Origin of the sequence: Butyrivibrio sp. LC3010 (assembly GCF_000424385.1) — a bacterium.
Lineage (GTDB): Bacteria > Bacillota > Clostridia > Lachnospirales > Lachnospiraceae > Butyrivibrio.
The window spans coordinates 12,974-39,130 of sequence record NZ_AUJU01000004.1; the positions used below are offsets into that span (position 1 = coordinate 12,974).

Here is a 26,157-nt window from a genome sequence, read left to right on the forward strand (position 1 = left end):
TTATTTTTGCATAGAACAGATTGCTTGACGAGGCTTTTTAAGCTTGGTTGAGCATTAAGGATGTTCTAAAGACTATCGGAAAAATTACCGGAAGGAGATATGAAAATGGCTGAAAACAAATGGAGATGCAGGTCGGAGGACCTGAAAGGAACACAGACAGAGAAGAATCTGCAGGCAGCATTTGCCGGTGAATCAGAGGCAAGAAACAAGTATACTTTCTTTGCGTCTAAGGCAAAGAAGGATGGCTTTGTTCAGATTTCCAATATCTTTGCAGAGACTGCTGCAAATGAAAAGGAACATGCTGAAATATGGTACAAGATTCTGACAGGAATCGGCAGCACAATTGAGAATCTTAAGGAAGCTGCTGAGGGTGAATCCTATGAGTGGAAAGAAATGTATCCCTCATTTGCCAAGACCGCAAGAGAAGAAGGCTTTGATGAGATTGCTGAATTGTTTGAGGGCGTAGCTGCTATTGAGAAAGAACATGAGGAGCGTTACAGAAAGCTTCTTAAGAATATTGAGGATAAGCTTGTTTTCTCAAGAGATGGTGATGCTATCTGGCAGTGTGGAAACTGTGGGCACATTGTAGTTGGACCTGCAGCGCCGGAGGTTTGCCCTGTATGTAATCATCCTCAGGCTTATTTCCAGATTAAGGCTGAAAACTATTAAAAGGAGCTTTATAACCGGACAAGGCATAATTGAGTCCAGTAGAATGTTGAATTCCTGAAAAAATCAGGAATCTATTATAGATAATAAAAGGAGGTTTCTATGAACGTTTTTAAATGTGAAAAATGCGGTAGTATGGTAATCAAGATCAATGATGCAGCTTGTACACCTGTATGCTGTGGTGATCCTATGACTTCTCTGGCACCCGGAACTTCAGATGGTGCTCATGAGAAACATGTACCTGTTGTTGAAATAGATGGCAACAAAGTAACAGTTAAGGTCGGTGAAGTAGAGCATCCTATGATGGACAATCATTATATCCAGTATATCTGGCTTGTTACGGATAAAGGATTTATGCAAAAGAATCTGTCACCTTCTGATAAGCCTGTGGCAGAATTCATCCTTGCTGATGGAGAAAAAGCAGTTGCAGCTTATGAGTATTGCAATCTTCATGGCCTCTGGAAGAAAGATATTTAAAACATGTGATTAATATAAATCAAGAAAACTGATTAAATTCATCACTACTAAAATTAAATACAAGTGTTAAAATAAAAATCATCAATATTCATTGATGATTTTTATTTTGCGCAAAGCACTTGGCAAGATTTTCCATATTTTGCAAACCAATTAAATAGATTTGACAGAAAATACTTAAATACACAGCAAGGAGGAGCATTATGAAGAATTTCGAGAAATATCAGAGACAATATTTCATGCCACCCAAGGTCTCTTATGACTGGGTGAAGAAAGATTATGTGGATCACCCGCCAATTTGGTGTAGCGTTGACCTTCGAGATGGTAACCAGGCCTTGATCGAGCCCATGAGTCTTGATGAGAAACTTGAATTTTTCACAATGCTTGTTGAACTGGGCTTTAAAGAAATTGAAATCGGTTTTCCGGCAGCGTCTGAGACAGAGTTTGAATTTGCCAGAACACTTATCGAGAAAAATATGATTCCTGAGGATGTGACTTTGCAGGTACTTACTCAGGCGAGAGAGCATATTATAAAAAGAACATTTGAAGCTGTAAAGGGCGCGCCCAGAGCAATCATCCACCTCTATAATTCCACATCTGTTGCTCAGCGCGAGCAGGTTTTCAAAAAGAACAAAGAGGATGTTAAGCAGATAGCAGTCGAAGGAGCTAAGCTTCTTGATAAGCTTGCAAAAGAGACAAAGGGCAACTTTTCTTTTGAGTATTCTCCGGAGAGCTTTCCGGGAACTGAGGTTGATTATGCGGTTGAAGTCTGCAATGCAGTTCTTGATGTATGGAAGCCGAAAAAGGATAACAAGGTAATAATAAATATACCTACAACTGTTGAGATTGCCATGCCTCATGTATTTGCAACCCAGGTTGAATATATTCACAAGAATCTTAAGTATCGTGATGCCGTTACACTGTCACTTCATCCTCATAACGATAGAGGATCAGGCATAAGCGACGCTGAGCTTGGATGCCTTGCAGGCGCTGACAGAATTGAGGGCACACTTTTTGGTAACGGTGAGAGAACCGGAAATGTTGATATCGTTACGCTTGCTCTTAACATGTATTCACATGGTGTTGATCCGGGACTTGACTTTAGCAATATCAATAAGATTGGTGAAGCCTATGAGCGTCTTACCAGAATGAGAATATTTGAGCGTCAGCCCTACGCCGGACAGCTCGTATTTACTGCATTTTCAGGCTCACATCAGGATGCTATCAGTAAGGGATTCTCCTGGCATGAAGCCGGGAAGGATAAGGGAATATGGAGTGTTCCTTATCTGCCAATCGATCCTAAGGACCTTGGAAGAGAGTATGATGGTGACGTTATCAGAATTAATTCCCAGTCCGGAAAAGGTGGCGTAAGCTACATCCTTAAGAATAATTATGGCATGATGGTTCCCAAAGAAATGCAGGCGGATATCAGCTACACTATCAAGGATATTTCTGACAAGGAGCATGCTGAACTTGCACCCGGACGTATTTATCAGATATTTGAAGATAAGTATGTACATAATGATTCCGTATTCAGAGTTGCGGATTGTCACTTTAAGCAGGTTAGCGGAATACTTGCTGAAGTAACTCTTTCTCATGCAGGAAAAGAGCATATAGTAGAGGCTAACGGAAACGGCCGACTTGATGCGGTAAGCAATGCATTTAAGCAGTATTTCAATATCAGCTATGAGCTTTCAGTTTATGAGGAGCATGCACTTAGTCGCGGATCATCTTCAAAGGCTGTTACCTATGTCGGAATTACAAGCAATGGTAAAAAGTATTGGGGTGTAGGAATTGATGAAGATATCATTCGTTCATCAATCAATGCGCTTACAATTGCCGTTAATCAGTTGGATGCGGTAAGGGCCAGTACCGATGCAAAGGATGAGAGAATAAGCGCAATCCTCAATTATATTCAGGAGAATTATCTGACTGTTACATTGGATGATCTCTCCAAGGAGTTTTATTTATCAAAGCCGTATCTTTCAAAGTATATCAAGGAAAAATCCGGAATGACCTTTGGAGAAAACGTAAAGAAGATAAGGCTTAAAAAAGCGAGCATACTTCTTAAAAACGGTAATATGAAGGTTGAGAGAGTTGCTGAAGCTGCAGGCTATCAGAATGTTGAACACTTCAACAGACTCTTTAAGAAAAAATACGGAATGACTCCGGTGCAATACAGAAGTAATAGTAGATAGCGCAAAAAATCAGATGAGGTATTCTATGAATCTGTTTTTAGTGTTATAATATTTAAGGTTTTGTTTAGGGAATCAATTTTTTATGAAGTGGAGGAAAAAATGACTTACGAAGAAGTAGTAGCAAAGGTAAAAGAAGCACTTAAGGATGCTGATGTTAGCAACGTTAAGGAGCACGCAGCTTACCAGTTCAATATAACAGGCGAGGGCGAAGGCGCATTCTATGTTGAAATCGCAGATGGAAAGATAAATGTTGAGCCTTACGAGTATTTCGACAGAGACATTCTTGTTTACACATCAGCTGCAGATCTGCTGGACATTCTTGAAGGTAAGACAGATTTCGTATCAGCTAATCTTGCAGGCAAGATCAACGCAGAGGGTGACCTTGCAAAGGCAGAGCTTTTAAAGGTAGCAGGTAAGAAGGCAGAGGCTAAGGTTGAGACCAAGGAAGAGCCTGCAAAGAAGCCCGCAGCACCTAAAAAGGCAGCAACAAAGAAGACAGTAGCTAAGAAGACTACTGCAAAGAAAGCTACAAAGAAATAATAGCTGACATATTTTAAATTTGATCAAACGGACTAGATGGCTGCTACAGTTTCTGTAGCAGCCATCTTAAATTTGAGCATAGCACTTAGCGAGGTACTTCGCCGGTTTAGTGAGAGCCATAGAGGTCCACTTGGCAATTGGTTTATGAGCCTGGTGGAGTTTAATATAGAAAGAGAGAACTTATGGAAAAAAACGTTGATGTATTAATAATTGGGGCAGGACCCGGAGGAATTTTCTGTGCATATGAACTTATAGAGAAACGTCCGGACTTAAAGATTATGATCATTGAGAAGGGCAGATCTATTGAAAACAGACAGTGTCCAAAAAGAACCACAGGAAAATGTATGGGATGTAAGCCATGCTCTATTACTACCGGTTTTGCAGGAGCAGGTGCATTTTCCGATGGTAAGCTTTCACTATCACCTGATGTTGGTGGAACACTTCCCGACATTCTTGGTTATGATGAAGCAACTGCTCTTATAAAAGAATCTGATAATATATATCTGAAATTCGGTGCAGACCAAAATGTTTATGGTGTTGACAAGGCTGAGGAAATAAGAGAGATCAGAAAAAAGGCGATAAATGCCAATCTCAAACTTGTAGAATGCCCAATCAGACATCTTGGAACCGAGGAAGGCTATAAAATATATAAAAAGCTTCAGGAACACCTTGAAGAAAAAGGTGTTGAGCTTGTTTTTAATACCATGGTTGATGAGATTCTTGTTGAGAATGGAATCTGCATCGGAGTAAAAACTCATGATGGGGATACTGTTACAGCAAAGGAAATAGTATCTGCTGTCGGAAGAGAGGGCGCAGACTGGTTCCATTCCCAGTGCGATAAGATTGGGATTGAGACTAAACCCGGAACAGTAGATGTCGGTGTCAGAGTCGAGGTGAGAGATGAGGTTATGCAGTTCCTTAATGAGAACCTCTATGAAGCAAAGCTTATCTATCACACACCTACCTTTGATGACAAAGTCAGGACCTTCTGTACAAATCCGTCCGGAGAAGTTGCCACAGAGTATTATGAGGGCGGCCTTGCTGTAGTAAACGGACATGCCTATAAGGGTAAGGAATTTAAGACTGATAATACCAACTTCGCACTTCTGGTTTCAAAGAACTTTACCAAGCCTTTTAAGTCACCTATCGAATATGGCAGAAAAATAGCAGAGCTTGGAAATATGCTCTGCGATGGAAAAGTACTGGTTCAGACCTATGGCGATTTTAGAAGAGGCAGAAGAACCACAGACGAGAGACTTGCGAGAAACAACCTCATTCCTACATTAAAGGATGCAGTTCCGGGAGACCTTTCGCTGGTATTCCCTCATAGAATAATGGTGGACCTTGATGAGATGATTCAGGCGCTTGATAAGGTTACACCTGGAATAGCCTCAGAGGAGACACTCCTTTATGGTGTAGAGGTGAAATTCTATTCAAACAAGGTTATTGTAAATAAGGACTTTGAGACCAGTGTAGGACATCTTCGCGCAATAGGAGACGGAGCCGGAATAACCAGGGGACTTCAACAGGCCAGCGCTAATGGACTTAAGGTAGCCAGAAGCATTCTTGATAAATTAGGAAAATAATGTAAAGGTGACATTGCAGCTAACACATGAGAGATAAAAAGTCAGTTAACAGAATAATTAGAAAAATACTGAGGAGCACATTGGTTATCACCCTGGCTACCTGCATGATGGGACCTCTAAGCGGTTGTGCAGGTTTAAGTAATACGAAGATTGTGTTTACTACCGGCTTTACCGATAACGAACTTTTCAGGATTGAAGACTTATCCTGTATGAAATCTGAATACATGGTGTACCTGATCAATTCGCAGAATACTTATGAGACTGGTTTTGGCAGTGAAGTATGGAATGTGAACATCGGTGAGAATGACATGGAGAATTATGTCAAAGATAAGTGCCTCTCTACAATTGCGCAGGTTAAGGCTATGAATCTTCTTGCTGCTGAATCAGAAATAACTCTTACGGAGTCTGAAGCTTCAAATGCTGCATCAGCTGCCGCGGAGTATTATGCTTCTCTTAATGATGATGAGATCAGGGCTATGGGAGGAATTACCGAGGAAACACTAACTGCTATGTATACAGAGTATGCAACTGCAGACAAATTGTATGATTATATCATAAAGGATATTAATCCGGAGATAAGCGATGATGAAGCCAGGACCATAACAGTTGAGCAGATAGTTTTGAACACATGGAAACTGGATTCAAAAGGCGAAAAAACTGTGTTTAATGATGATGAAAGAAAATCCGTTAAAAACAAAGCTGCTCAGATTTTAAGGCAGGTAAGGGATGGCACAGAGTTCAGCACGTTGATGGAACAGTACAATGAAGCTGAAGAAGGTACGGTTTCCATCGGAAAAGGTGATGTTGAAAAAGAGATAGAAAATGCAGCGTTTAATCTTGATAACGGTGAAGTCAGCAGCATAATAGAAACAGAAGATTCCTATGTTATTCTCAAATGTATCAGTACTTTTAACAGGGAAGAAACAGAGGCGAACAAAGTAAGAATAGTAGAAGAGAAAAAGCGGGAGGTTTTTGGACAAAAGTATGATGCCTTTGCATCTACGCTTTCCCGAGTTCTTAATGAAGATCTTTATAAGAAGATTCATGTGACAGATGAAGAAAATGTAAATACCAGAACTTTTTTTGAGGTGTACAAGAATCATTTTAGTGAATGATGGAGGATTACTTATGAGGTTAAAAAGAACATCACTTTTATTTATTGCAGCTGCTGTGGCAGCTCCGTTATTTAGTATTGCAGTGCCGGTGAATGCAGATGTTAATGCTGCAGGAGAATTTAAACCGGAAGACTATGGTGCTGTGGCAAATGATGGTAAGGGAGATACCGAAGCTATCAATAGAACTATTGATGCTGCTGGTGAAGCCGGAGGAGGAACAATAGTATTTGGTGCAGGAACCTATGACATCGATGTTATAGATTTTCATGGAACAGCAGTTGCTGTTAATGTCACCAAACCTAATATTAGCTTTGAGTTAACCAATTCAACTGTCTTTAAGGTTGTACCTACAAGCGCGGGAGAGTTTTGTGCGATAGATGTAAAGGGTGATAATTTCAGGATTTCCGGTGGAAGTATAGTCGGGGACAGAAGTAATCACAAGGGGTCAGACGGAGCAGATGGTCATGGCATTGGAGTAAGGGATTGTAAAAATGTACAGATTTCCAATCTTACCGTTTCTGATAACTGGGGTGATGGCATATACCTTGGTTCGGTGCAAAGTGATGGTTCATATCCGGGCTGCAGCTATGTTACCGTAACTAACTGTGTTGTTAAAAATAATAGAAGAAATAACATCGCAATAGTAGATGCAGATCACGTGGTAATTGACGGATGTAATATATCAGGCGCAAATGGGGCCTCACCACAGTGCGGAATCCTTATTGAACCAAACACCAATCAGGGGAATGTTCCTAAGAAAGCTGTATGCTCCGCAATCGAGATAAAGAATACTACTGTGAAGTCTAAGAAAGCCCATCAGAAAAACGGACAGTTCTTTGCACTCAATATTTTGAATCCTTATTACCAGAGTAATAATAAGGTTGTTGCCAAGAATGTTAAGATAACAAAATGTACCTTTAAGGGCGATGTTGGTAACTATTCAGGGAAAAGTGTCACATTTAATAAGTGCAAAATAAAAGGCACTTTCTATGATCACAAGAATACGAAGCTTAAGAAATGCACAATCAAGAATAATTACAAGTTTTAATTAGCTTTTAGCCCAATACAAAAGAGCGTTCACTGCCAATAAGTAATGGCAGGAACGCTCTTTTGTGGCTAATGATTTATAAGAAAGGAGTGAGATTTTTTACTTTATAATGAATTTACTCAGCTCATCGTTAATTGATAATGCAGAATCGGATACGGAATTAGCAGCATCTTCAACACCCTTGGATTCAGATGCAATTTCCTGTGCACTCTGAGCGAGGGAAGTAACTGTTGCCGTAACTTCTTCTGAACTTGCTGACTGCTCTTCAGATATAGCAGCAACGCTGGAAGCAATATCGTTGACATTGCCCATCATTTTGATCATATCGTTCATTGTGTCTGCTGTTGTATTAAGATCCTGGTATATCTTATTAAAGCTGTCACCAGCCTTTGCAACTGCTTCGCTGTTTTCGTTTATCGCATCCATATTATTCTGAGATTTCTCAGCAAGATTTTGGATCAGCTGAGTAATGTCAGAAATAATACTGCTTATTTCCTTGGTTGAATCCTGGCTGTTTTGGGCCAGTTTTCCTATTTCATCAGCAACAACCGCAAATCCTTTTCCGGCTTCTCCGGCTCTGGCAGCTTCTATGCTGGCATTAAGAGAAAGAAGATTTGTCTGCTCGGAAATGGATTCTATCATCTCTACAATTTCAGTTATCTTTTCTGCGGATTCACCGACAGTGGTAACAACTTCATTCATTTCATTCATGGAAGAGGTGATGTTGTCCATATTCGACTGGACTGTGTTCATATCACGCTGACCGATATTTGCCTGATTAACCAGTTCAAGCATTATGTCATTGGCCTTTGTTCCGCTGTCAGTAAGATCTGCAACTGCACCTGCAAGCTGCGTTGCGTTATTTGCCAGTTCACTGACAGCATTGGCAATGTCATCCATTGTGGTCTGAATCTGACCCATGGAGATTGATTGCTCATTTGCGCCTTCAGACATTTTCTCTGAGGCATCCCTTGAGGAAGAGGAGTCTGACTTTAGTTGTTCAGCCTTATTTTGGATAGAATTAATAGTATTATTCATTATATGGACATAATTATCCATTTCTCTGCTGATAAGACCGATTTCATCACCTTTGTCTGCAGGCATTTTTGTAGTGAAATCGCCGGCAGAAATCTTTGTGATACTGTTTGAAAGTCCGGTTACGGGTTTTGTTATTACTCTGTTTATGGTAAAGAGTATTACCAAAACTATAATGGCGATTAGTATTATCATGGCAAGCATGGCAAAAGTCGTAAATCTGTTTGCAGATGCCTGAACTGCAGAAACACTTATTGATGAAATAAGAGTCCATGGAGTGCCCTCAATAGGATAAGCACATACATAATAGTTAGTAGCTGAATTACTGTCATATATTGTAACTGGTTCATGAGAACCACTTTTTACATAGGATTGTAATTCATTGAGATAAGGATTGTTTTGATCTGCAATCTTTGCGCCATTTAATGAAGGATCAAAGAAAGATATCAGATAATCATTATCTATGACTATTGAAGAACCAGCTTTCATAGGAGAAAATTCAGACACGGTTTTTTGAAGGTCACTGAGGAAAACATCTACTGCGCAAACACCAACTTCACCACTGGAAAAATCATTTTGTCGAACGAAGGATACGCAGAGGGCGTTTTCTAAAGCATCAACATAAGGATCTGTTGCGACAAAGGATTCATTTCCAAGACCTGCCTTGTACCAGTCACGTTCTGTTGGCTTCCATGAAGCATCACGCTCAGAATGGTTTGCGAAAATATAGCTATCATCGGAAAATCCGATGTAGAGTCCGGAATTTTTTATAGAATCATATCTGGCAGTAGGTTCAATGTATTTAAGCATGGAATCATGATCCTCGAAGGGAACCTGCTCCAAAGTATCACAATATTGACCAAATTTAGAAGTAAGCATATTAAAGGGTGTACCAAGTTCGTTGGCATTGGCTTTAGTCTCAGCCGCCAAATCCATAAGTGTTATTTCAGTTATGGTATTTCTGGCACTAAATGTTAAGAATAATATAATAGCAACAATGCCTACAACGATAATCGGCATAAGGCATAAAAGAAGTGTGGTACTGATACTTCTTTTTACTTTTGCTCCTTTAACTTGTATTCCTGCATTCGTATTATTGGTTTCCTTAGCCATTTTAAACCTCCTACACTGACGATTTACAGAGCAAATGCTATAGTACAACTGAATTCGAAAAGTTCTTGAACCATGAATCCGGTATGTTTGCTATAAAGACTCTGATGTTTATTCTTAATACATAATTATAAACGAAATATCAGATACTTAAATGGAGTTTATAGAAAACTAAGCATATTCATAATTATTTAATCATTATTTACTATATGATTTTACGCCATGAATTTAGTTCATCAGTGAATTGTGATGTTGTCTTTTGTTAGCACTCAAAATTGATGAGTGCTAATTTTTTATTGACTTTTAGTTCGGCGAGTCTTAAACTCATATTTGTGGGTATCCTGTGGTAGTGGTTATAGGAGATGCTGTTTGCAGTATATTTCTTAAGAACCTTATGAATACGGGATGTTGAACCTGTTGAGGTTAACCACATACAAATGAGAAAAACGCGGTATAAATTATCCAAGACTTCCGCGATTATTTGGAGGCAGTAAATATGGAAAAAAGAGGTAATCTTTCAATTAATTCTGAGAACATGTTCCCTATAATCAAGAAATGGTTATATTCGGATCATGATATCTTTTACAGAGAAGTGGTATCTAATGCCTGTGATGCTATCACTAAGATCCGTAAAATGGATATGATGGGAGAGTATACACTTCCTGATGGCTTCAAACCTCGTGTAGATATCGTTCTTAATGATAAGGAAAAGACTATCAAAATTATTGATAATGGTATTGGTATGACAGCTGACGAGGTTGAGGAATATATCAACCAGGTAGCTTTTTCAGGTGCAACAGATTTCCTTAACAAGTATAAAGATAAAGCTAATGCTGATCAGATTATCGGTCACTTTGGTCTTGGCTTCTATTCCACATTCATGGTATCTGACTATGTAGATATCGATACACTTTCATATAAGTCAGATGCCGCATCAGTACATTGGACCTGCGATGGCGGTTCTGATTTTGAGATGTCAGACGGTGACAAGAGGGAAATCGGTACAACCATCACACTTCATCTTTCAGATGATTGCCTTGAATTCTGCAACGAATACAAGGCTCGTGAAGTAATTGAGAAATACTGCTCATTCATGCCTTATGAGATTTATCTTTCAAGAGAAAATGAGGAAGGCACAGAGACCATCAAGGAATCAGAGAAGAGAGATGACGATGTTGTAATCGAAGTTATTGAGCCTGAGAAAAAAGAAGAAGCTAAATCTGATTCTGAGAAGGATGGCGAGGCTTCAGAGGAAAAGAAGGAAGAGGAGAGAAAGCTTAAGATTCGGAGAAGACCTCAGCTTCTTAATGACACACATCCGCTTTGGGCTAAGACACCTAAGGATTGCACAGATGAGGAATACAAGGAATTCTACAGAAAGGTATTCCGTGACTACAAGGAGCCTCTGTTCTGGATTCACCTCAATATGGATTATCCTTTCAACCTTAAGGGAATTCTTTACTTCCCTAAGATTAATATGGAATTTGAATCCGCAGAGGGTGTTATCAAGCTCTACAATAACCAGGTATTTATTGCTGATAACATCAAGGAAGTTATACCTGAATATCTGATGTTGCTTAAGGGAGTAATTGACTGTCCTGATCTGCCTCTTAATGTTTCAAGAAGTGCACTTCAGAATGATGGATTTGTTAAAAAGATTTCTGACTACATTTCCAAGAAAGTGGCAGAGAAGCTTGCAGGTCTTTGCAAGACAGATAAAGAGAACTACGACAAATACTGGGAAGACATTTCTCCTTTCATCAAGTATGGCTGCTTAAAGGATGACAAGTTCTGTGAGAAGATGAATGATTACATCCTCTTTAAGAATCTGGATGGTAAATACCTCACACTTCCCGATGCTCTTCAAATCAATAAGGAGGCAGAGGAAGCTGCAGCAGCTGAGGAAGCCAAGGATGAAAATGGTAACAAGGTTGAGGCAGAAGTAGTTGATGAGAACGGAAACACAGTATCAGGAGAGGGATCAGATAATGCTGATTCAAAGGATGCTGAGAAGGAAAAAGAGCCCCGTACAATTTACTATGTAACTGACGAGCAGCAGCAGAGCCAGTACATCAATATGTTTAAGGCTCAGAAGATGGATGCGTTCATTCTTAACCACAATATCGATGTACCTTTCATTCAGCAGCTTGAGTCTAAGAACCAGGATATCAGATTCCAGAGAATTGATGCTGATCTCACAGATACCTTCAAGAGTAAGACATCTAAGAAGGCTGAGAAAGAATTTGAAGAAATCGAAAAGAATATCGGAGAGCAGATGAAAAAGGCTCTTAAAAATGAGCAGCTTGTTGTTAAGATTGAGAGACTTAAAGATAAAAAGATTTCTTCAATGCTCACAGTATCTGAGGAAACACGTCGTATGCAGGATATGATGAAGATGTATGCTGCAAACGGAATGATGATGGGCGATCTTGGAATGGGTGGACAGACACTTATTCTTAATGCAAATCATCCTCTTGTTAAATATGTTATGGAAAACAAAGAGGGCGATAATGTTAATACAATATGTGAGCAGCTTTATGACCTTGCCCGCATCCAGAATGCTCCTTTGGACGCTGAGTCAATGACAAAATTTGTTCAGAGAAGCAATGACATTATGATGCTTCTTGCGAAATAAGTAATAAATGTAAAGTTAGTTAGATACGTATAACATTTTTATTAGTGTAAAACAGGCCGAAATCAGCGTAGATTTCGACCTGTTTGTCTATATCATATAAAAATTATTTTTAATTTGAAGGTTATTTTTTTCAAAAATCGTTATATACTAAGTAAGATGATGTCTTGGATGCAAAAGTAAATTGTATACAGGTATCTTTTATATTTACAAACAGACTACGCTATTATTTTAACCGTGCTGTCAGATAAATGCACAAACCTGATTCGGTTATTTATGTAGTGGCGTACTGAATCTAAGAGGAGATGTAATGCCGGCATTAGTTGAAATAAGGGATATATGTAAGGTTTATAATCCCGGCGAGAATGAAGTCAGGGCTCTCGATCATGTGAGCCTTAACATTGACAAAGGGGAATTCGTAGCCATTATCGGGCAGTCAGGTTCTGGTAAATCCACACTTATGAATATGCTTGGATGCTTGGATACACCTACCAGCGGGAAGTATTATCTGCATGGTATAGATGTTTCCCATATGAGTGATGATGAGCAGTCAGATGTACGAAACAGAGAGATAGGCTTTATTTTTCAGGGCTTTAATCTGATACAGTCTCTTACGGCGCTTGAAAATGTTGAGCTTCCGCTGATGTACAGAGGTGTAAACAAGAGAAAAAGGCGTGAGCTGTCTATTGCGGCTCTTGAACATGTAGGACTTGGTAAGAGAATGACTCACAAGCCATCTGAGCTTTCAGGAGGTCAGCAGCAGAGAGTGGCGATAGCAAGAGCTATAGCCCAGGCACCGCCTATTTTGCTTGCAGATGAGCCTACAGGTAATCTGGACAGCGGATCCAGTAAGGAAATCATTTCCATAATAAAGAGGCTTTATGCTGAGGGCCGAACCGTAATTCTGATTACACACGACCCCGGAATTGCAAAACAGGCAAAGCGTATCATAACAATAAGTGATGGCAAAATTGCCAAAGACGAAATAAATGAGAATTTCACTTTGTAACTAAATCAGTACCAATAATGATAGTGAGGAGTAAGTATGTATCTGTTATCTTGGAAAAAAAGAGAAAAAAGTGGAGATGCCGGGGAGAACGTAATTGAAAAGTCAGATGTAGCGGTTGCGGAAAAAACAAATGAGGTTGCTGCAGAAAAAGCAAATGAAGTTGCTGATACCACTACTGATTTTTCATCTGATTTAACCTATAAACCTAAAAAGAAGAAAGGCTATATTAAATTCATCGTGCTGGCGCTTGTAGTTGCCTTAATTGCTTTTATAGTTTATTCGAATATAAAAACAAGTAATGCACCAACACCTGTTACTACTCAGAATGTAACAAAAGGTGATATAGAGGTTATCGTATCAATTAGTGGTAACGTTGCATCAGATGAGATCAAGACATATTTTGCAAAGCTTAGTGCTCCCATCGGAATAAACGGCCTTTCAGAAGGTGACAGGGTAAACAAGGGCGATGTTATTTATTCCTACGATGAAGCTGAACTTGAGAAATCAAAGAAAAAAGCAGAGCTCAGTCTTCAGCAGGCAAACGGAAGCTACAACGGAAGCCTTGAGAAAAATAAAAAAGCAACGGATGTCCTTGAGGGAAACAGCATCCATGATATCAATAACCGACTTGATGAAATCACACATCAGATAGATGATATCAATAACAAGATTACTGAGAAAACCTCAAGAATGAATCAGACACTGACAGATCTTCAGAAGGTAAGTCAGGACGTTGATCAGAACAGGGTATCAGACGGCTATGATGCTGCACTTAAAAATGATGCTCCAAATGAGAGAAGAACTGAAGATGGCGAAAGCCAGATGGCACTTGAGATTGCAGATGCAATTTCAGATGTTCAGTATGCGCTTCAGAATGATCCCGAGATTCGTGAATGGAACAAACAGATAACGGCATTGAATGAGGAGAAGGCTGATCTCAGCGAGCAGGCATCAGCAGAGATGTCAGCGCTTACATCAGGTGAGAAGAGTTCACTTGCTGCACAAAGAGAGCTTACAGAGCTTGAAAGTACATCTGCTATTGCTGATATAGAGGAAGCTGTTGGTGGAATCAAGGCTGATTTTTCCGGTGTTATCACAGAGCTTACAGCAACAGAAGGTGCTACAGTTGCTCCCGGAACAAAAGTTATGACTATCGAGAGTACTGATGATGTAAGAGTTGATATACAGATATCAAAGTCAGATCTCAGCAAGATTAAGACAGGTCAGAAGGTTGATGTTACTGTTAATGGTAAAGCCTATGAAGGTGAAGTAAAACAGATATCAGGTACTGCCAGGAACAATGCCAGTGGCGTTCCTGTTGTAGATGCAAAGATAAAGATAAACAATCCTGACAGCGACATTATTCTTGGTGTCGAGGCGGGCAATAAGATTCATACGGATAAAGCCACAGGCGTTATAGTAGTTCCTTACGAATACATTGGAACTGATTCAGAAGGTGACTTTGTTTTTGAAATCGAGAACGGTGAGCTTGTAAGAAAAGGAGTTACTCTCGGTCTTTCAACCACAACTGAAGCTGAAATCACAGAGGGTCTTAATGAGGGCGACATTATTGTTACAACTGATCCCACAACTCTTACAGCCGGAACCCGTGTAGTAGAAAATAACAGCGCAGAATAACGGAAGGTTCTATGGATACATTTTTAGAATACATAGAAAGTGCAATTAAAAATATTCGCAGCAATAAGATGCGTACAGGTCTTACCATGCTGGGAATCATAATCGGTATAGCCTCTGTTATAGCTGTAATTACAATAGGAAACGGAATGTCAGCCTACGTAGCCAATGAAGTCAGTTCTATAGGCGGTAATGTTGCAGGTATATATCTGGACAGATCAATAGCAGAGAGAGGCTTTACAGATGAAGATATAAGTGCTGTTAAGGAAAACTTTCCCGGACTTCTGGGAGCATCCTTTTCTGATACACAGTTCGGAATTGCCAGCGGACGTAAGGGCGCTTTCGATGCACTTATAAATGGTGCCGGCGCATCTTATAAATACTCTGCTGGTACTAAACTTAAGACAGGTAGTTATTTCTCGGATGATCAGGTTGATCAGGGTGCCAGGGTATGTGTACTGATGGAGAATGATGCAGTACATCTTTTTGGCACGAAGGATGCTATCGGCAAAACTCTGGAGCTTACTGTTGGTGGATCTTCAGTTGAACTTGAGGTTATAGGAATCAGAGAAAACTGGTCAGAAATGATAACTCAGATGATGGAGTTAGAGGGATATTTTTGCATGATAGATATGCCGCTTACCACCTATGCCAAGTCTTTTGGGGTGGATATTTCTGAGTTTAGCAATATGGAGATATATTGGAATTCAGACCAGTCTGAAAGCATAGTAAAAAGTACCACCAAGTTCCTTGAGAACAGATTGGGACTAAGAGGGCAGGATGCAGTATATTACGTAAGTATGGCAGATGTATCATCTTCAGTTGATTCCATAATGAGTGCCATCACTTCTTTCATGTCCCTTGTAGCCGCCATATCCCTGCTGGTAGGCGGAATCGGAGTCATGAATATCATGCTGGTATCTGTGACTGAGAGAACCAGAGAAATAGGTATAAGAAAATCTATAGGTGCCAGAACTAAGGCTATAATGGTGCAGTTTCTTGCAGAGTCTGCAATCATTTCACTGATGGGTGGAATTGTAGGAATAACACTTGGCATCGGAGTTGCCTATGTTGGATGCGTCTTTTTGAAATTAACTCCTGTAATAGATCCTTTTATTGTGGCAGGCGCAGCAGTTTTCTCAATTATGATCGGACTCTTTTTTGGAATTTATCCTGCAAGAAAAGCTGCAAAGTTAAAACCTATAGATGCTCTTTCAAGGAATTAGTTTAATGGAATATTTAAAAAGTGCTATATCAAGTATAAAACAGAATAAAGGACGTACCTTCCTTACAATGTTGGGTATAATCATTGGTATTGCATCGGTTATAACCATTCTTTCAATCGGTAACGGTATGAAAAGCTATGTAAATACCTCACTGGATGAAATGTCATCCGGGGGTGTTACCATAAATCTTGATCCTAAGAAAACCGACAGATATCTGAATATCGATGATCTTGAGAAGATAAGAGATGTAGTTCCTGAGATGCTTGGAATAACAAATTCCATAAGTGCGAACGGTGAAGCTGTTACTGACAAGCAACAGCTGGAAGTGGGTATCACAGGGGGATTGCCGGATATTGCAAGGGAAAATACAAAAGGTATGTTTGACGGAAGATTCTTCAGACAGGATGATGTTGAGTCGGGAGCTGCAGTATGCGTCATTTCCCAGGAAGATGCTATTTTGCTTTTTAATACAGATGAAGTAGTTGATAAGTCTTTTCAACTTAACATAGGTAATAAAAGTGCTGAATGTTCAATAGTGGGAGTAACAAGGAGTGATGAAGAAGACATCAAAAATGCCAGAGAGGCAGTCAGGAAGAAAGAACAGGCATACAATTGGTGTACAATCCAGGTCCCTTACACATTATTGACTGGCAGATTTGGACTTAGCGGTGAAAAGATAACAAGCTTTAAAATATATACATCACCTGGAATTGCTGATGAAACAGCACTGAAGGTAAAGAGCGTTACCGAGAATTTAATTGATGTCAGAGGTGAGGGCGCAGTACAGATCCAGTCCTTCGCAAGTATAGCAGGAGCCTACAACAATATTCTTAATATTGTCACACTGGTAGTTGCCCTTATTGCAGCAATTTCCCTCCTTGTTGGCGGTATTGGTGTTATGAATATAATGACTGTTACCGTTACTGAGAGAACAAGGGAGATTGGAATACGCAAATCTCTTGGAGCAAAGACATCCTATATTTTGATTCAGTTTTTGACTGAGTCGGCAGTCATAACACTTATCGGTGGTATGATCGGAATACTTATGGGATATCTCTTTACCAGAATAGTTCAGCTGTTTATGTCATTTCCGCCGGTCATCAGTCCTATGGATGTGCTTATGGTTGTTACCATATCTATTGCTGATGGACTGTTCTTTGGCATTTATCCTGCAAGAAAAGCAGCTAAGATGGATCCTATCGAAGCTCTCAGGCAGGAATAAAAAATGTAAAATATTTATGAAGCCACTCGTGTTCGAGCGGCTTTGTTTTATGATATAATATTTTGGAATATGTACTCTTTGGGGAATCTTTTACGTGAATAGTATTATTGACAGCATATTAAATGGACAATTTGAAAATAATGAAAGAACTTTAAGTTTTTCTCTGCCTCGTCTTGAGCTTAGTATTAAGCCCGGAGAGATAGCAGAGGGAAGCTTTATTATCTATGGTCCTAAGGACAAGGCAGTACAGGGGGTAGTGTCGACTTCTGAGCTTCGTATGCAGGTTATCACAGCTAATTTTTCCGGCTATGAATTTGAAGTGGGCTACAGATTTGATGGTACAGGTCTTAGTGCAGGTGATGCCATTAAGGGCGAGTTTTATGTAATATCAAATCAGGGAGAATACCAGCTTCCCTTTGTAGTTAGTGTGGAGATAAGTCACGTTATGTCCAGCCTTGGACCTATACGCAATATGTTCCACTTTGTGAATCTGGCCAAGACTGATTGGGATGAAGCAAAAAAACTCTTTTATTCTGATGAGTTCATAGATGTTTTTGAGGAGAATGACGACAGTTATGAAAGCCTTTACAGAGGCTTATCTGCTGTACCTATGTCTGAAGCCAACATGGAGGAATTCTTAATCTCCATTAAGAAGAAGCAACCTATATCATATATTCCCGATCGCACGGAGATAGTTATTGATAATCCTGCTGCAGTTTCTGAGCATACGGTTATGATAGCGAGAAACGGCTGGGGTTATACGAGACTTGAAGTTGTTTTTGACGGAGAATTTCTGGATGCTGATTCCAAGGACATAACAGATAATGATTTTATAGGGAATAACTGTTTCTATAAATTCAGAATAAATACTGAGCATCTCCATGACGGGAATAACTTTGGTTCCATAACTTTTCAGACACCATATACTCAGGTGAAAATTCCGGTTACAGTTAGGGTGAACCTGGGCATAGAGCATCTTTCAACAGTTGAGATGGATAAAAAGAAGCTGATTGTTGAGCTTGTGAAGACTTATGAGAGCTTTAGAAGCAAGAAAATCGGCTCAAGAGACTGGCTTTCAGAGAGTGGGAAACTTGTTAACAAAATGAATGCCATAGACCCTAAGGATCCGGCATTCAGACTATATACCGCACAGTATCTCATAACTGCCTCAAGGGTTACTGAGGGAAAATGGATCCTTGATCAGATGAAGACAGTGCTTGAAGAAGAGTATCCTGATAATGATACCCTTTACTGTTATTACCTGTATCTGACCACCCTTGTGACAAGAGATGAGTATTCTATAAATGAAGTTTCCCGAATGATGGAAGGAATCTTTTCGAGAAATTCAGATAATTGGCGTATTGCATGGCTCCTTTTGTATATTTCAGAGGAGTATTCATCAAGCCTGTCAAGCAGATGGATGCTTTTGGAGCAGCAGTTTAAAGATGGATGCAGAAGCCCTATTCTTTTTATAGAAAGTCTGAATATACTTACAGATTCTCCTACCATGCTTTCAAGAATGGGAGAATTTGAGCTTCAGACATTACAATATGGAGCCAAAAAAGGTATATTGCAGTCGCCTCTTATTGATCAGGTGGTATATCTTGGTTCAAGGGAGAGGACTTATAACGAGAAACTCTGTAAAATCCTGATGGAGTGCTACAAGCTAAGAGAGGACAATGAGTCACTTGAGGCTGTTTGCTCACTTCTTATAAAGGGTAACAGAACTGACAAAGCTGCCTTCCATTGGTATGCTATGGGAGTTGAAAACGAGCTTCATATTACAAGGCTTTATGAATATTACATGGCTTCAATCTATCTTGATGAGGATGGAATGCTTCCCTGTGATATATCCAAGATGGTGCTGATGTTTTTCTCTTATCAAAGTGATCTTGATTATGAGAAAAATGCGATTCTTTACAGATATCTTCATGAGCATAGGGATGAATATCCCGACCTGTACGACTCCTACAGACTGCAGATAGAAAAATATCTTCTTGAGCAGCTGGACAGAGGCCGCATTAACAAAGACCTTGGATATTTATACAAGAATCTTCTTACAAGACAGATGGTTGATGCCAGCAACTGCGATAAGGTTATGCGCATTCTCTACAGTAATGAGATAAAGACTGATAATCTTCGCATGACCAAAGTAATAGTTGTATATGATAAGCTCCAGGAAGAAGTCGAGTATCCTTTGGTAAACGGCTCAGCGTTTGTGCCTCTTTATGGAAGCGATTACTCTGTATTTCTTGCGGATGTTGATGACCATAGATTTGCTGAGGGTATACCCTTCATTAATGCAAAGCTTATGCTGGTCGGACAGCTTGCTTCTTACGTTGTTCCTTATATTCAAAAGGGACCTGAGAGTATAGACCTGTTCCTTTGTGAGCTTGAAAAGAGTGCCTATACCATCACCATGGAAAATGTGGGAAGATATAGAGATCTTGCAGATAATCCTCAGGTAAGAGAAATCTGCAGAAGAAGGATCAGGGAAAGTCTAATCCGTTTTTATTATGATAATAATTTCGAGCGCCAGCTTTCAGAGTACATGGATGAAGTGGAGATGGATAAGCTCGGCACCACAGACAGGACCAATATGTTTGAACTTATGGTTATGTCCGGGAACTACACCAAAGCATATAATCTTGTAAGCAGATTCGGGACCTACAAGCTTGATCCCAGAGTTGTTATGAGATTGTGCGGAAGGCTTCTTGATAATGATGCTCTTGAAAGCAATGAGGATAATTCCAAGATCGCTTGGTATGCATTTTCACAGTCTAAGTATGATGATCAGCTGATAACCTTCCTTGCAGGCTGCTATAACGGAACCATAAAGCAGATGAGGGATTTATGGAAAACAGCTGACTCCACCGGAATAGATGCTTTTGAACTGTCTAAGAGGATGCTTGTACAGATATTGTATACAGGTGCTCATATCGGTGATAAGACGGCGCTGTTTAAAGGTTATGTAACAAAAAGTGGCGGAGGAGACAAACTTGAGAAGGCATTTCTCGCAAAATCATCTCATGATTATTTTGTAGAGAATATGGTGACCGACAGTTATATATTTGAGAGAATAGGCATACTTGCAAAAGAAGGAAGTACGCTTCTTGATGTTTGCAAAATGGCTTATTTAAGATTTTTTACAGAAGCAAATCACGAAAACTTAAAGCCTGACCAGGCTACTGTCCGTTCATTTTTAAAGAGCCTTCTTGATAAGGATATATATTTTTCATTCTTCATGCACTACCAGAATGAATTGCCGCAGATGCAGAGATTCTGTGACAAGTCGATAATTGAGTATCGCACGGAACCCGGAACAAATTGCATTGTTCATTACATTTCCAGTGAAGATGAATATGAGGAATATAAGACAATGCCCATGCAGGAGATGTATCAGGGAATCTATGATGCTTCGTTTATCCTGTTTTTCGGAGAGCAGATTCAGTATTACATAACTGAGGAAAACTACAACGGTCGGGGAGGAAAACTCACTGAAAGCGGAACCATTTCAAAGAACGATATTGTACAGGAGACTGTTGCAGGAAGATATTCGATCATTAATGATATTATGATCGGAAAAACTCTTCAGGATTATGACACAGTGGACAGACTTCTTGCCGAGTATTACAGGAAAAGGTTCCTTACAAATAAACTCTTTAGGATGCTTTGATTATGTCATTTTTCAATAAAACAAAAAATTCAAGAAGATATGTGCTTGGATATGATCTGGGGGAGGAAGTCTCGCAGATCAGCTTTCTTGCATCTGATTCGGATCTTCCGGAGACACTGTCTACACTGGCAGGTGCAGAGGCTTATAATATTCCTACTGTTCTTTGCAAGAGGAATGAAGTTAACCAGTGGTTTTACGGTAAAGAAGCATTATCTAAGGTAGGAGCAGGTGAAGGAGTAAAGGTTGACGGCCTTATTGAAAAGGCAAGACTTGGTAAGCGTGTTGATGTCGACGGGACTGGCTATGATCCGGTTTCACTTTTAACACTGTTTGTAAAAAGAACTCTTTCACTGTTATCGATGGAAATGTCCATGGATATGGTAGATGCCATCGCATTTACAACAAAGACCATGGATTCAAGAATGATAGAGGTTTTGTCAGAGGTTACGGGAGCGTTGTCTCTTCATGTAAAGAATATATTTTATCAGAGTTATGAAGACAGTCTTTATCATTATATGCTCTACCAGCCTGATGAACTTCTCACCCATGCGGTGATTGCCTGTGATTACAGCTTCGGAGAGATGACTGTATATGATATGAAGCTAAATCACAGAACCAAACCTATAGTAGTAACCATAGATAAGAGTGTATACGACGGAATGGCTCTCTCTGAGGGGAGACTTTCAGATAATACAAGTGAGCGTGCAGAGCAGGTTACAAGACTTGATACCAGATTCCTTGAATTTGCCAAGAATACTATGGATGGCAGGATAGTCAGCTCTGTATTCCTTCTTGGTGACGGCTTCAGGGATCAGTGGATGTCCAAGTCATTGGAGTTTTTATGCAGAACCAGAAGAGTATTCCAGGGAAACAATCTGTTTAGTAAGGGTGCAAGTATTGCTGCCAGAGAAAAGGTAGGAGCCAGCGAGAGGTCTGAAAAATATGTACTTCTTGATGGCGGAAAGCTTAAGTCCAATCTTGGAATCATGGTAAAAAAACAGGGGCAGGAAGTTTATCACGCCCTTCTTGATGCAGGCGAAAACTGGTTTGATGTAGGGACACAGCTGGATATGATCCTTGATGATGAAAACAGTGTGAATATAGTTATAACACCGCTTACTGCAGGAGACAGATATACTCACACCATTGAGCTTACGGATCTTCCCCAGCGGCCGCCCAGGGCAACCAGAATAAGGATGAAGATATCCATGAGCTCTGCAAATAAAGTAAATGTACATATTGAAGACATGGGCTTTGGGGAGCTGTTTGAAGCTTCAGATATGTATTATGACGAGGAGATTTCGGTATGAGTGGACCTATACTTTGTACCGGAAGGTACGCATTAAAACCATATTATCTTGAAAAAATAGGCCGCAGGATTTATTCAATAGAAGAGCTTTGCTATTGCATAATGCAAAATGCATTTCTTATAGATACAGATTTCTTTGATATGAATCTTGTGGACTGGATAGGTGATGAGCTTTTGCTTCAAAAGCTTTCTGATGAGCTAAGAAGCATGCTTGTCCATAATTGTTCTGCTGCAGCTTTTGCAGGACTTATACTTGAATATGTCGGCTATTCATCCAAGGAGGAGATAAGCTCTGTTGAGGAGATATTAAAGAATAACGCTGACATGGACATCTATGAAAAAAGAATGTCCAGAGCAGAATATCTGATGAGACAGGGGCATCTTCATCAGGCATTTGCAGAGTTTGGCTATTTGCAGATGCATATGCCTGAGATGGATAAAAAAGCCCGTGCCAAGATAGAACATAATCAGGGAGTTATGTATGCTCATCTGTTCATGTACGAAAGGGCGGCGGAGTTTTTCCTGAAGGCATACGAGGATGGCGGAGATGATGAGTCATATCTGGGATTCCTTGCTGCAAAGCGTATGCTTATGGATGAAAAGGAATACGTTTCTTTTGTGGGCTCTCACAAGGAAGCACACAATTTATCGCTAAAGCTTGAACAGAGAATGGATGAGGCCAATGATCTTTATGATGCCAGCAGTGCAAACATAAAGCTGCGTAGTCTTGAATTATATCGCTCCGGGGCTAAGATGAGCGAGTATTACGATGAGGTGGAACGCATTACAGCGGATATGAAGGAAGAGTATCGGGGATTGGTTGAATAATGGGGTTCTTTGATCTTTTTAAGAAGAAAAGTACATATCATCAAGAACGTCATCAGCAGAATGAGCTGGAGAACTGGAATGACATTGTCTATACCAGAAGAAATATAGACATGGACGATCCGGTTCAGAGACATGAGTATGTTTCCAACTGTTTACAGCAGATGGCTGAGGCGAGCAGGGACATGGATAACCTGCAGCTTGAGTATCGTGTTGTGACTTCTCATTTAAGGGACATGGAGGAAATAGATGCTCTGCCGCCTGAAAACAGGGCAGAGGTCAATCAGTGTGCTCAGAGAATTCTGGACAGTGAAGCTCAGCAAAAAACATTTAATAAGAGAAAGAGCAGGATGACGGATCAGGAATTTGAAAGAGCTGACCGCCTGCAGAAACAGATTAAAAAGGGAGCCGAGGCACTTAAGGAAGCCGAGGAATATCACAGAAAGGTAAAGAATGACTTAAAGCGCCTGGACGAGGAGCGACAGGCCTATGATTTCAGGAAGGCAGATATAGAAGCCACATCCGATAACATGCAAAAGCTTATGATGGTAGTGGCTGTTTCACTTGGTGTTATAACCGTGGGACTTGCGATTTTATCGCTTGCCTTAAAGCTCAATGTGATTTATGGATATATGGTTGCAATATGTATTGCGGCACTTGCCTTTCTTTATCTTAATCAGAAAATTCATGAGCTGCGAAGAGAGAAAAAGGTGGTGTTAAATACAACCGCCAGACTTATTCAGCTTGAGAATACGGTAAAGATCCGTTATATCAACAGTAAAAATCTGATAGATTACGAGTGCATGAAATATAACGTGAACAATTCCAGGGAACTATTAGCACTTCACGAGAAATATCTTCTGGAAAAGACCGAAAGAGAAAGATATGCTGCAGCTACAAAGCAGCTGGATATCAATCAGAGGGCTTTGGTGTTCACTTTGAGAAAGTATAGGATAAAGGACCCTGAAGTCTGGATACATCAGGCAATAGCCCTTGTGAACCACGGAGAAGAGGTAGAAATACGCCACGAGCTTATCGAGCAGCGTCAGCAGCTTAGAAAGCAGATGGATTATAACAGAGATGTGGTTGCAGGAAATGCTAAGAATGAAATAGAGGAGCTGGTAAAACAATATCCGGTTTACAGGCAGGAAATTCTGGATATGGTTGATCGGTTTGAACAGAGATATCCCGGAGCATGATGAAATTGTCGGCAGTGTGCATAGATATGCATTGCCGGCAATTTTTTTCTTGCCAATGAAAATCAGTTATTGTAGTATGTACTTTGTTGGTTAAATTAGTGTGTAACAACATTATATTTACCATTCTTTTATCAGAGTGAGTGTCATATTATTACCGGTAAAAGAAGGCAATTATTAAAAGAGATTCACAGGAAGAATTATGGCGGAAATATTTTATAAGGAAAACGATAAGATAGGTGAGGAGTGCGGCGTTTTCGGAATGTACGATTTCGATGGCGGCGATGTTGCACAGTCTATTTATTACGGACTATTGTCACTACAGCACAGAGGCCAGGAGAGCTGCGGTATTGCTGTCAGTGATACTAACGGACCAAAAGGAAAAGTAACGAGTCATAAGGACATGGGACTGGTTAATGAAGCGTTTAATCATGAGATTCTTTCGGGAATGCATGGTGATATAGGTGTTGGGCATGTTCGCTATTCTACAGCAGGCAGCAGCACCAGAGAAAACGCTCAGCCCCTTGTCCTTAATTACGTTAAAGGGACACTTGCAATGGCTCATAACGGTAATCTTGTAAATGCTCCTGAGCTTAGAGAAGAGCTTGCATATACCGGTGCGATCTTTCAGACTACGATAGATTCAGAGGTCATTGCATACCACATTGCAAGAGAGAGATTAAATACTCCAAGCGTTGAGCTTGCCGTGGCTAATGCGATGAATAAGATAAAGGGTGCTTATTCCCTTGTTATCATGTCTCCCAGAAAACTTATCGGAGCAAGAGATCCCAACGGATTCAGACCGCTTGTTATAGGTAAGAGAGATAACTGTTATGTTCTTGCATCAGAGACCTGCGCTCTCGATACTATAGGCGCAGAATTCATAAGAGATGTGGAGCCCGGTGAGATTGTCACTATTTCCCCTCAGAAGGGAATAGAATCCAACAGGCAGATGTGCCAGAGTGTAAAGCATGGACACTGCATCTTTGAATATATCTATTTTGCAAGACCTGACTCTGTTCTGGATGGCGTCAGCGTATACGAATCCAGAATAAAGGCCGGACGTTTCCTTGCCATTGATTCTCCGGTTGAGGCAGATGTTGTAGTGGGAGTTCCAGAATCAGGAAATGTAGCAGCACTTGGATATTCAATGGAATCAGGAATCCCTTACGGACAGGCGTTTGTGAAAAATCAGTATATAGGCAGAACATTTATTAAGCCCGGTCAGAAGAGTCGCGAGAGCAGTGTACAGGTAAAACTGAATGCTCTTAGTAACGCAGTTAAGGGCAAACGTGTTATCATGATAGATGACTCTATCGTCAGGGGAACCACTTCTGACAGGATTGTAAGAATGCTCAGGGAGGCAGGTGCTACAGAGGTTCATATGCGTGTCAGCTCCCCGCCATTCCTGTGGCCATGCTATTTTGGCACGGATGTTCCTGCAAGAGAACAGCTTATAGCTTATAATAGAAATGTTGATGAGATCTGCAAGATCATAGGAGCTGATTCTCTCGGTTACTTAAGAGAAGAGAGACTTGATGAGATTGTAGGACATAAATTTGATATTTGTAAGGGATGCTTTACAGGTGATTATCCCGTTGCTCCTCCCGAAGAAGATATTAGGGGAGAATTTGAGCAATAACTATTAAGTTATA

18 protein-coding genes are annotated in these 26,157 nt (G+C 40.2%); 17 read left to right on the plus strand and 1 reads right to left on the minus strand.

The window, feature by feature from the left end:
* The first annotated feature begins 105 nt into the window (after positions 1 to 105).
* The 7 genes from rbr (at position 106) to G622_RS0104185 (ending at position 7,627) form a co-directional block, all read left to right on the plus strand.
* Positions 106 to 669, plus strand: a complete 564-nt coding sequence (rbr, locus tag G622_RS0104155) for a rubrerythrin (RefSeq protein WP_026509644.1) — start codon at positions 106 to 108, stop codon at positions 667 to 669.
* Between the two features lie 99 nt (positions 670 to 768).
* Complete coding sequence (locus tag G622_RS0104160; protein WP_026509645.1) at positions 769 to 1,143, plus strand: desulfoferrodoxin family protein; 375 nt, start codon at positions 769 to 771, stop codon at positions 1,141 to 1,143.
* Positions 1,144 to 1,343: 200 nt separating this feature from the next.
* The gene (locus G622_RS0104165) at positions 1,344 to 3,338 is read left to right on the plus strand and encodes a 2-isopropylmalate synthase (RefSeq protein ID WP_026509646.1); all 1,995 of its coding nucleotides are present in this window, start codon (positions 1,344 to 1,346) and stop codon (positions 3,336 to 3,338) included.
* Between the two features lie 99 nt (positions 3,339 to 3,437).
* Entirely contained in the window at positions 3,438 to 3,878 is a 441-nt protein-coding gene (locus tag G622_RS0104170; protein ID WP_026509647.1) for an SCP2 sterol-binding domain-containing protein, read from the plus strand.
* Positions 3,879 to 4,060: 182 nt separating this feature from the next.
* Positions 4,061 to 5,464 carry an NAD(P)/FAD-dependent oxidoreductase gene (locus G622_RS0104175; RefSeq protein WP_026509648.1) on the plus strand — a complete coding sequence of 468 codons (1,404 nt, stop codon included), beginning with the start codon at positions 4,061 to 4,063 and terminating at the stop codon, positions 5,462 to 5,464.
* A 26-nt stretch (positions 5,465 to 5,490) separates the two neighbouring features.
* A complete protein-coding gene (locus G622_RS0104180; protein WP_049945670.1) occupies positions 5,491 to 6,579 on the plus strand; it encodes a peptidylprolyl isomerase in 1,089 nt (362 codons plus the stop codon).
* 13 nt (positions 6,580 to 6,592) lie between these two features.
* Entirely contained in the window at positions 6,593 to 7,627 is a 1,035-nt protein-coding gene (locus G622_RS0104185) for a right-handed parallel beta-helix repeat-containing protein (protein ID WP_026509650.1), read from the plus strand.
* Between the two features lie 99 nt (positions 7,628 to 7,726).
* Here G622_RS0104185 and G622_RS0104190 read toward each other — a convergent pair whose 3' ends face one another.
* On the minus strand, positions 7,727 to 9,775 hold the full coding sequence (locus G622_RS0104190; RefSeq protein ID WP_026509651.1) for a methyl-accepting chemotaxis protein: 2,049 nt from the start codon (positions 9,773 to 9,775) through the stop codon (positions 7,727 to 7,729).
* A 493-nt stretch (positions 9,776 to 10,268) separates the two neighbouring features.
* Here G622_RS0104190 and htpG point away from each other — a divergent pair, with 493 nt between their 5' ends.
* The 10 genes from htpG to purF all read left to right on the plus strand — a co-directional run bounded on the left by htpG (position 10,269) and on the right by purF (position 26,144).
* Positions 10,269 to 12,407 carry a molecular chaperone HtpG gene (gene htpG, locus G622_RS0104195; RefSeq protein ID WP_026509652.1) on the plus strand — a complete coding sequence of 713 codons (2,139 nt, stop codon included), beginning with the start codon at positions 10,269 to 10,271 and terminating at the stop codon, positions 12,405 to 12,407.
* A gap of 307 nt (positions 12,408 to 12,714) precedes the next feature.
* Complete coding sequence (locus G622_RS0104200; RefSeq protein WP_026509653.1) at positions 12,715 to 13,413, plus strand: ABC transporter ATP-binding protein; 699 nt, start codon at positions 12,715 to 12,717, stop codon at positions 13,411 to 13,413.
* A 36-nt stretch (positions 13,414 to 13,449) separates the two neighbouring features.
* On the plus strand, positions 13,450 to 15,051 hold the full coding sequence (locus G622_RS0104205) for an efflux RND transporter periplasmic adaptor subunit (protein WP_026509654.1): 1,602 nt from the start codon (positions 13,450 to 13,452) through the stop codon (positions 15,049 to 15,051).
* 11 nt (positions 15,052 to 15,062) lie between these two features.
* Positions 15,063 to 16,274: an ABC transporter permease gene (locus G622_RS0104210; RefSeq protein WP_026509655.1), complete on the plus strand. Its 1,212-nt coding sequence runs from the start codon at positions 15,063 to 15,065 to the stop codon at positions 16,272 to 16,274.
* A gap of 4 nt (positions 16,275 to 16,278) precedes the next feature.
* A complete protein-coding gene (locus G622_RS0104215; RefSeq protein WP_049945671.1) occupies positions 16,279 to 17,496 on the plus strand; it encodes an ABC transporter permease in 1,218 nt (405 codons plus the stop codon).
* Between the two features lie 94 nt (positions 17,497 to 17,590).
* Positions 17,591 to 21,172, plus strand: coding sequence for a DUF5717 family protein (locus tag G622_RS0104220; protein ID WP_026509657.1), 3,582 nt, complete (start codon positions 17,591 to 17,593; stop codon positions 21,170 to 21,172).
* A 2-nt stretch (positions 21,173 to 21,174) separates the two neighbouring features.
* On the plus strand, positions 21,175 to 22,482 hold the full coding sequence (locus G622_RS0104225; RefSeq protein WP_026509658.1) for a DUF5716 family protein: 1,308 nt from the start codon (positions 21,175 to 21,177) through the stop codon (positions 22,480 to 22,482).
* Positions 22,479 to 23,309, plus strand: a complete 831-nt coding sequence (locus tag G622_RS0104230; RefSeq protein ID WP_026509659.1) for a hypothetical protein — start codon at positions 22,479 to 22,481, stop codon at positions 23,307 to 23,309. The genes G622_RS0104225 and G622_RS0104230 overlap by 4 nt, the downstream gene beginning before the upstream one ends.
* Positions 23,309 to 24,505, plus strand: coding sequence for a hypothetical protein (locus G622_RS0104235; RefSeq protein WP_026509660.1), 1,197 nt, complete (start codon positions 23,309 to 23,311; stop codon positions 24,503 to 24,505). Before G622_RS0104230 ends, G622_RS0104235 begins: the two co-directional genes overlap by 1 nt.
* A 199-nt stretch (positions 24,506 to 24,704) precedes the next feature.
* Positions 24,705 to 26,144, plus strand: coding sequence for an amidophosphoribosyltransferase (purF, locus tag G622_RS0104240; protein ID WP_026509661.1), 1,440 nt, complete (start codon positions 24,705 to 24,707; stop codon positions 26,142 to 26,144).
* The last annotated feature ends 13 nt before the right edge of the window (positions 26,145 to 26,157 follow it).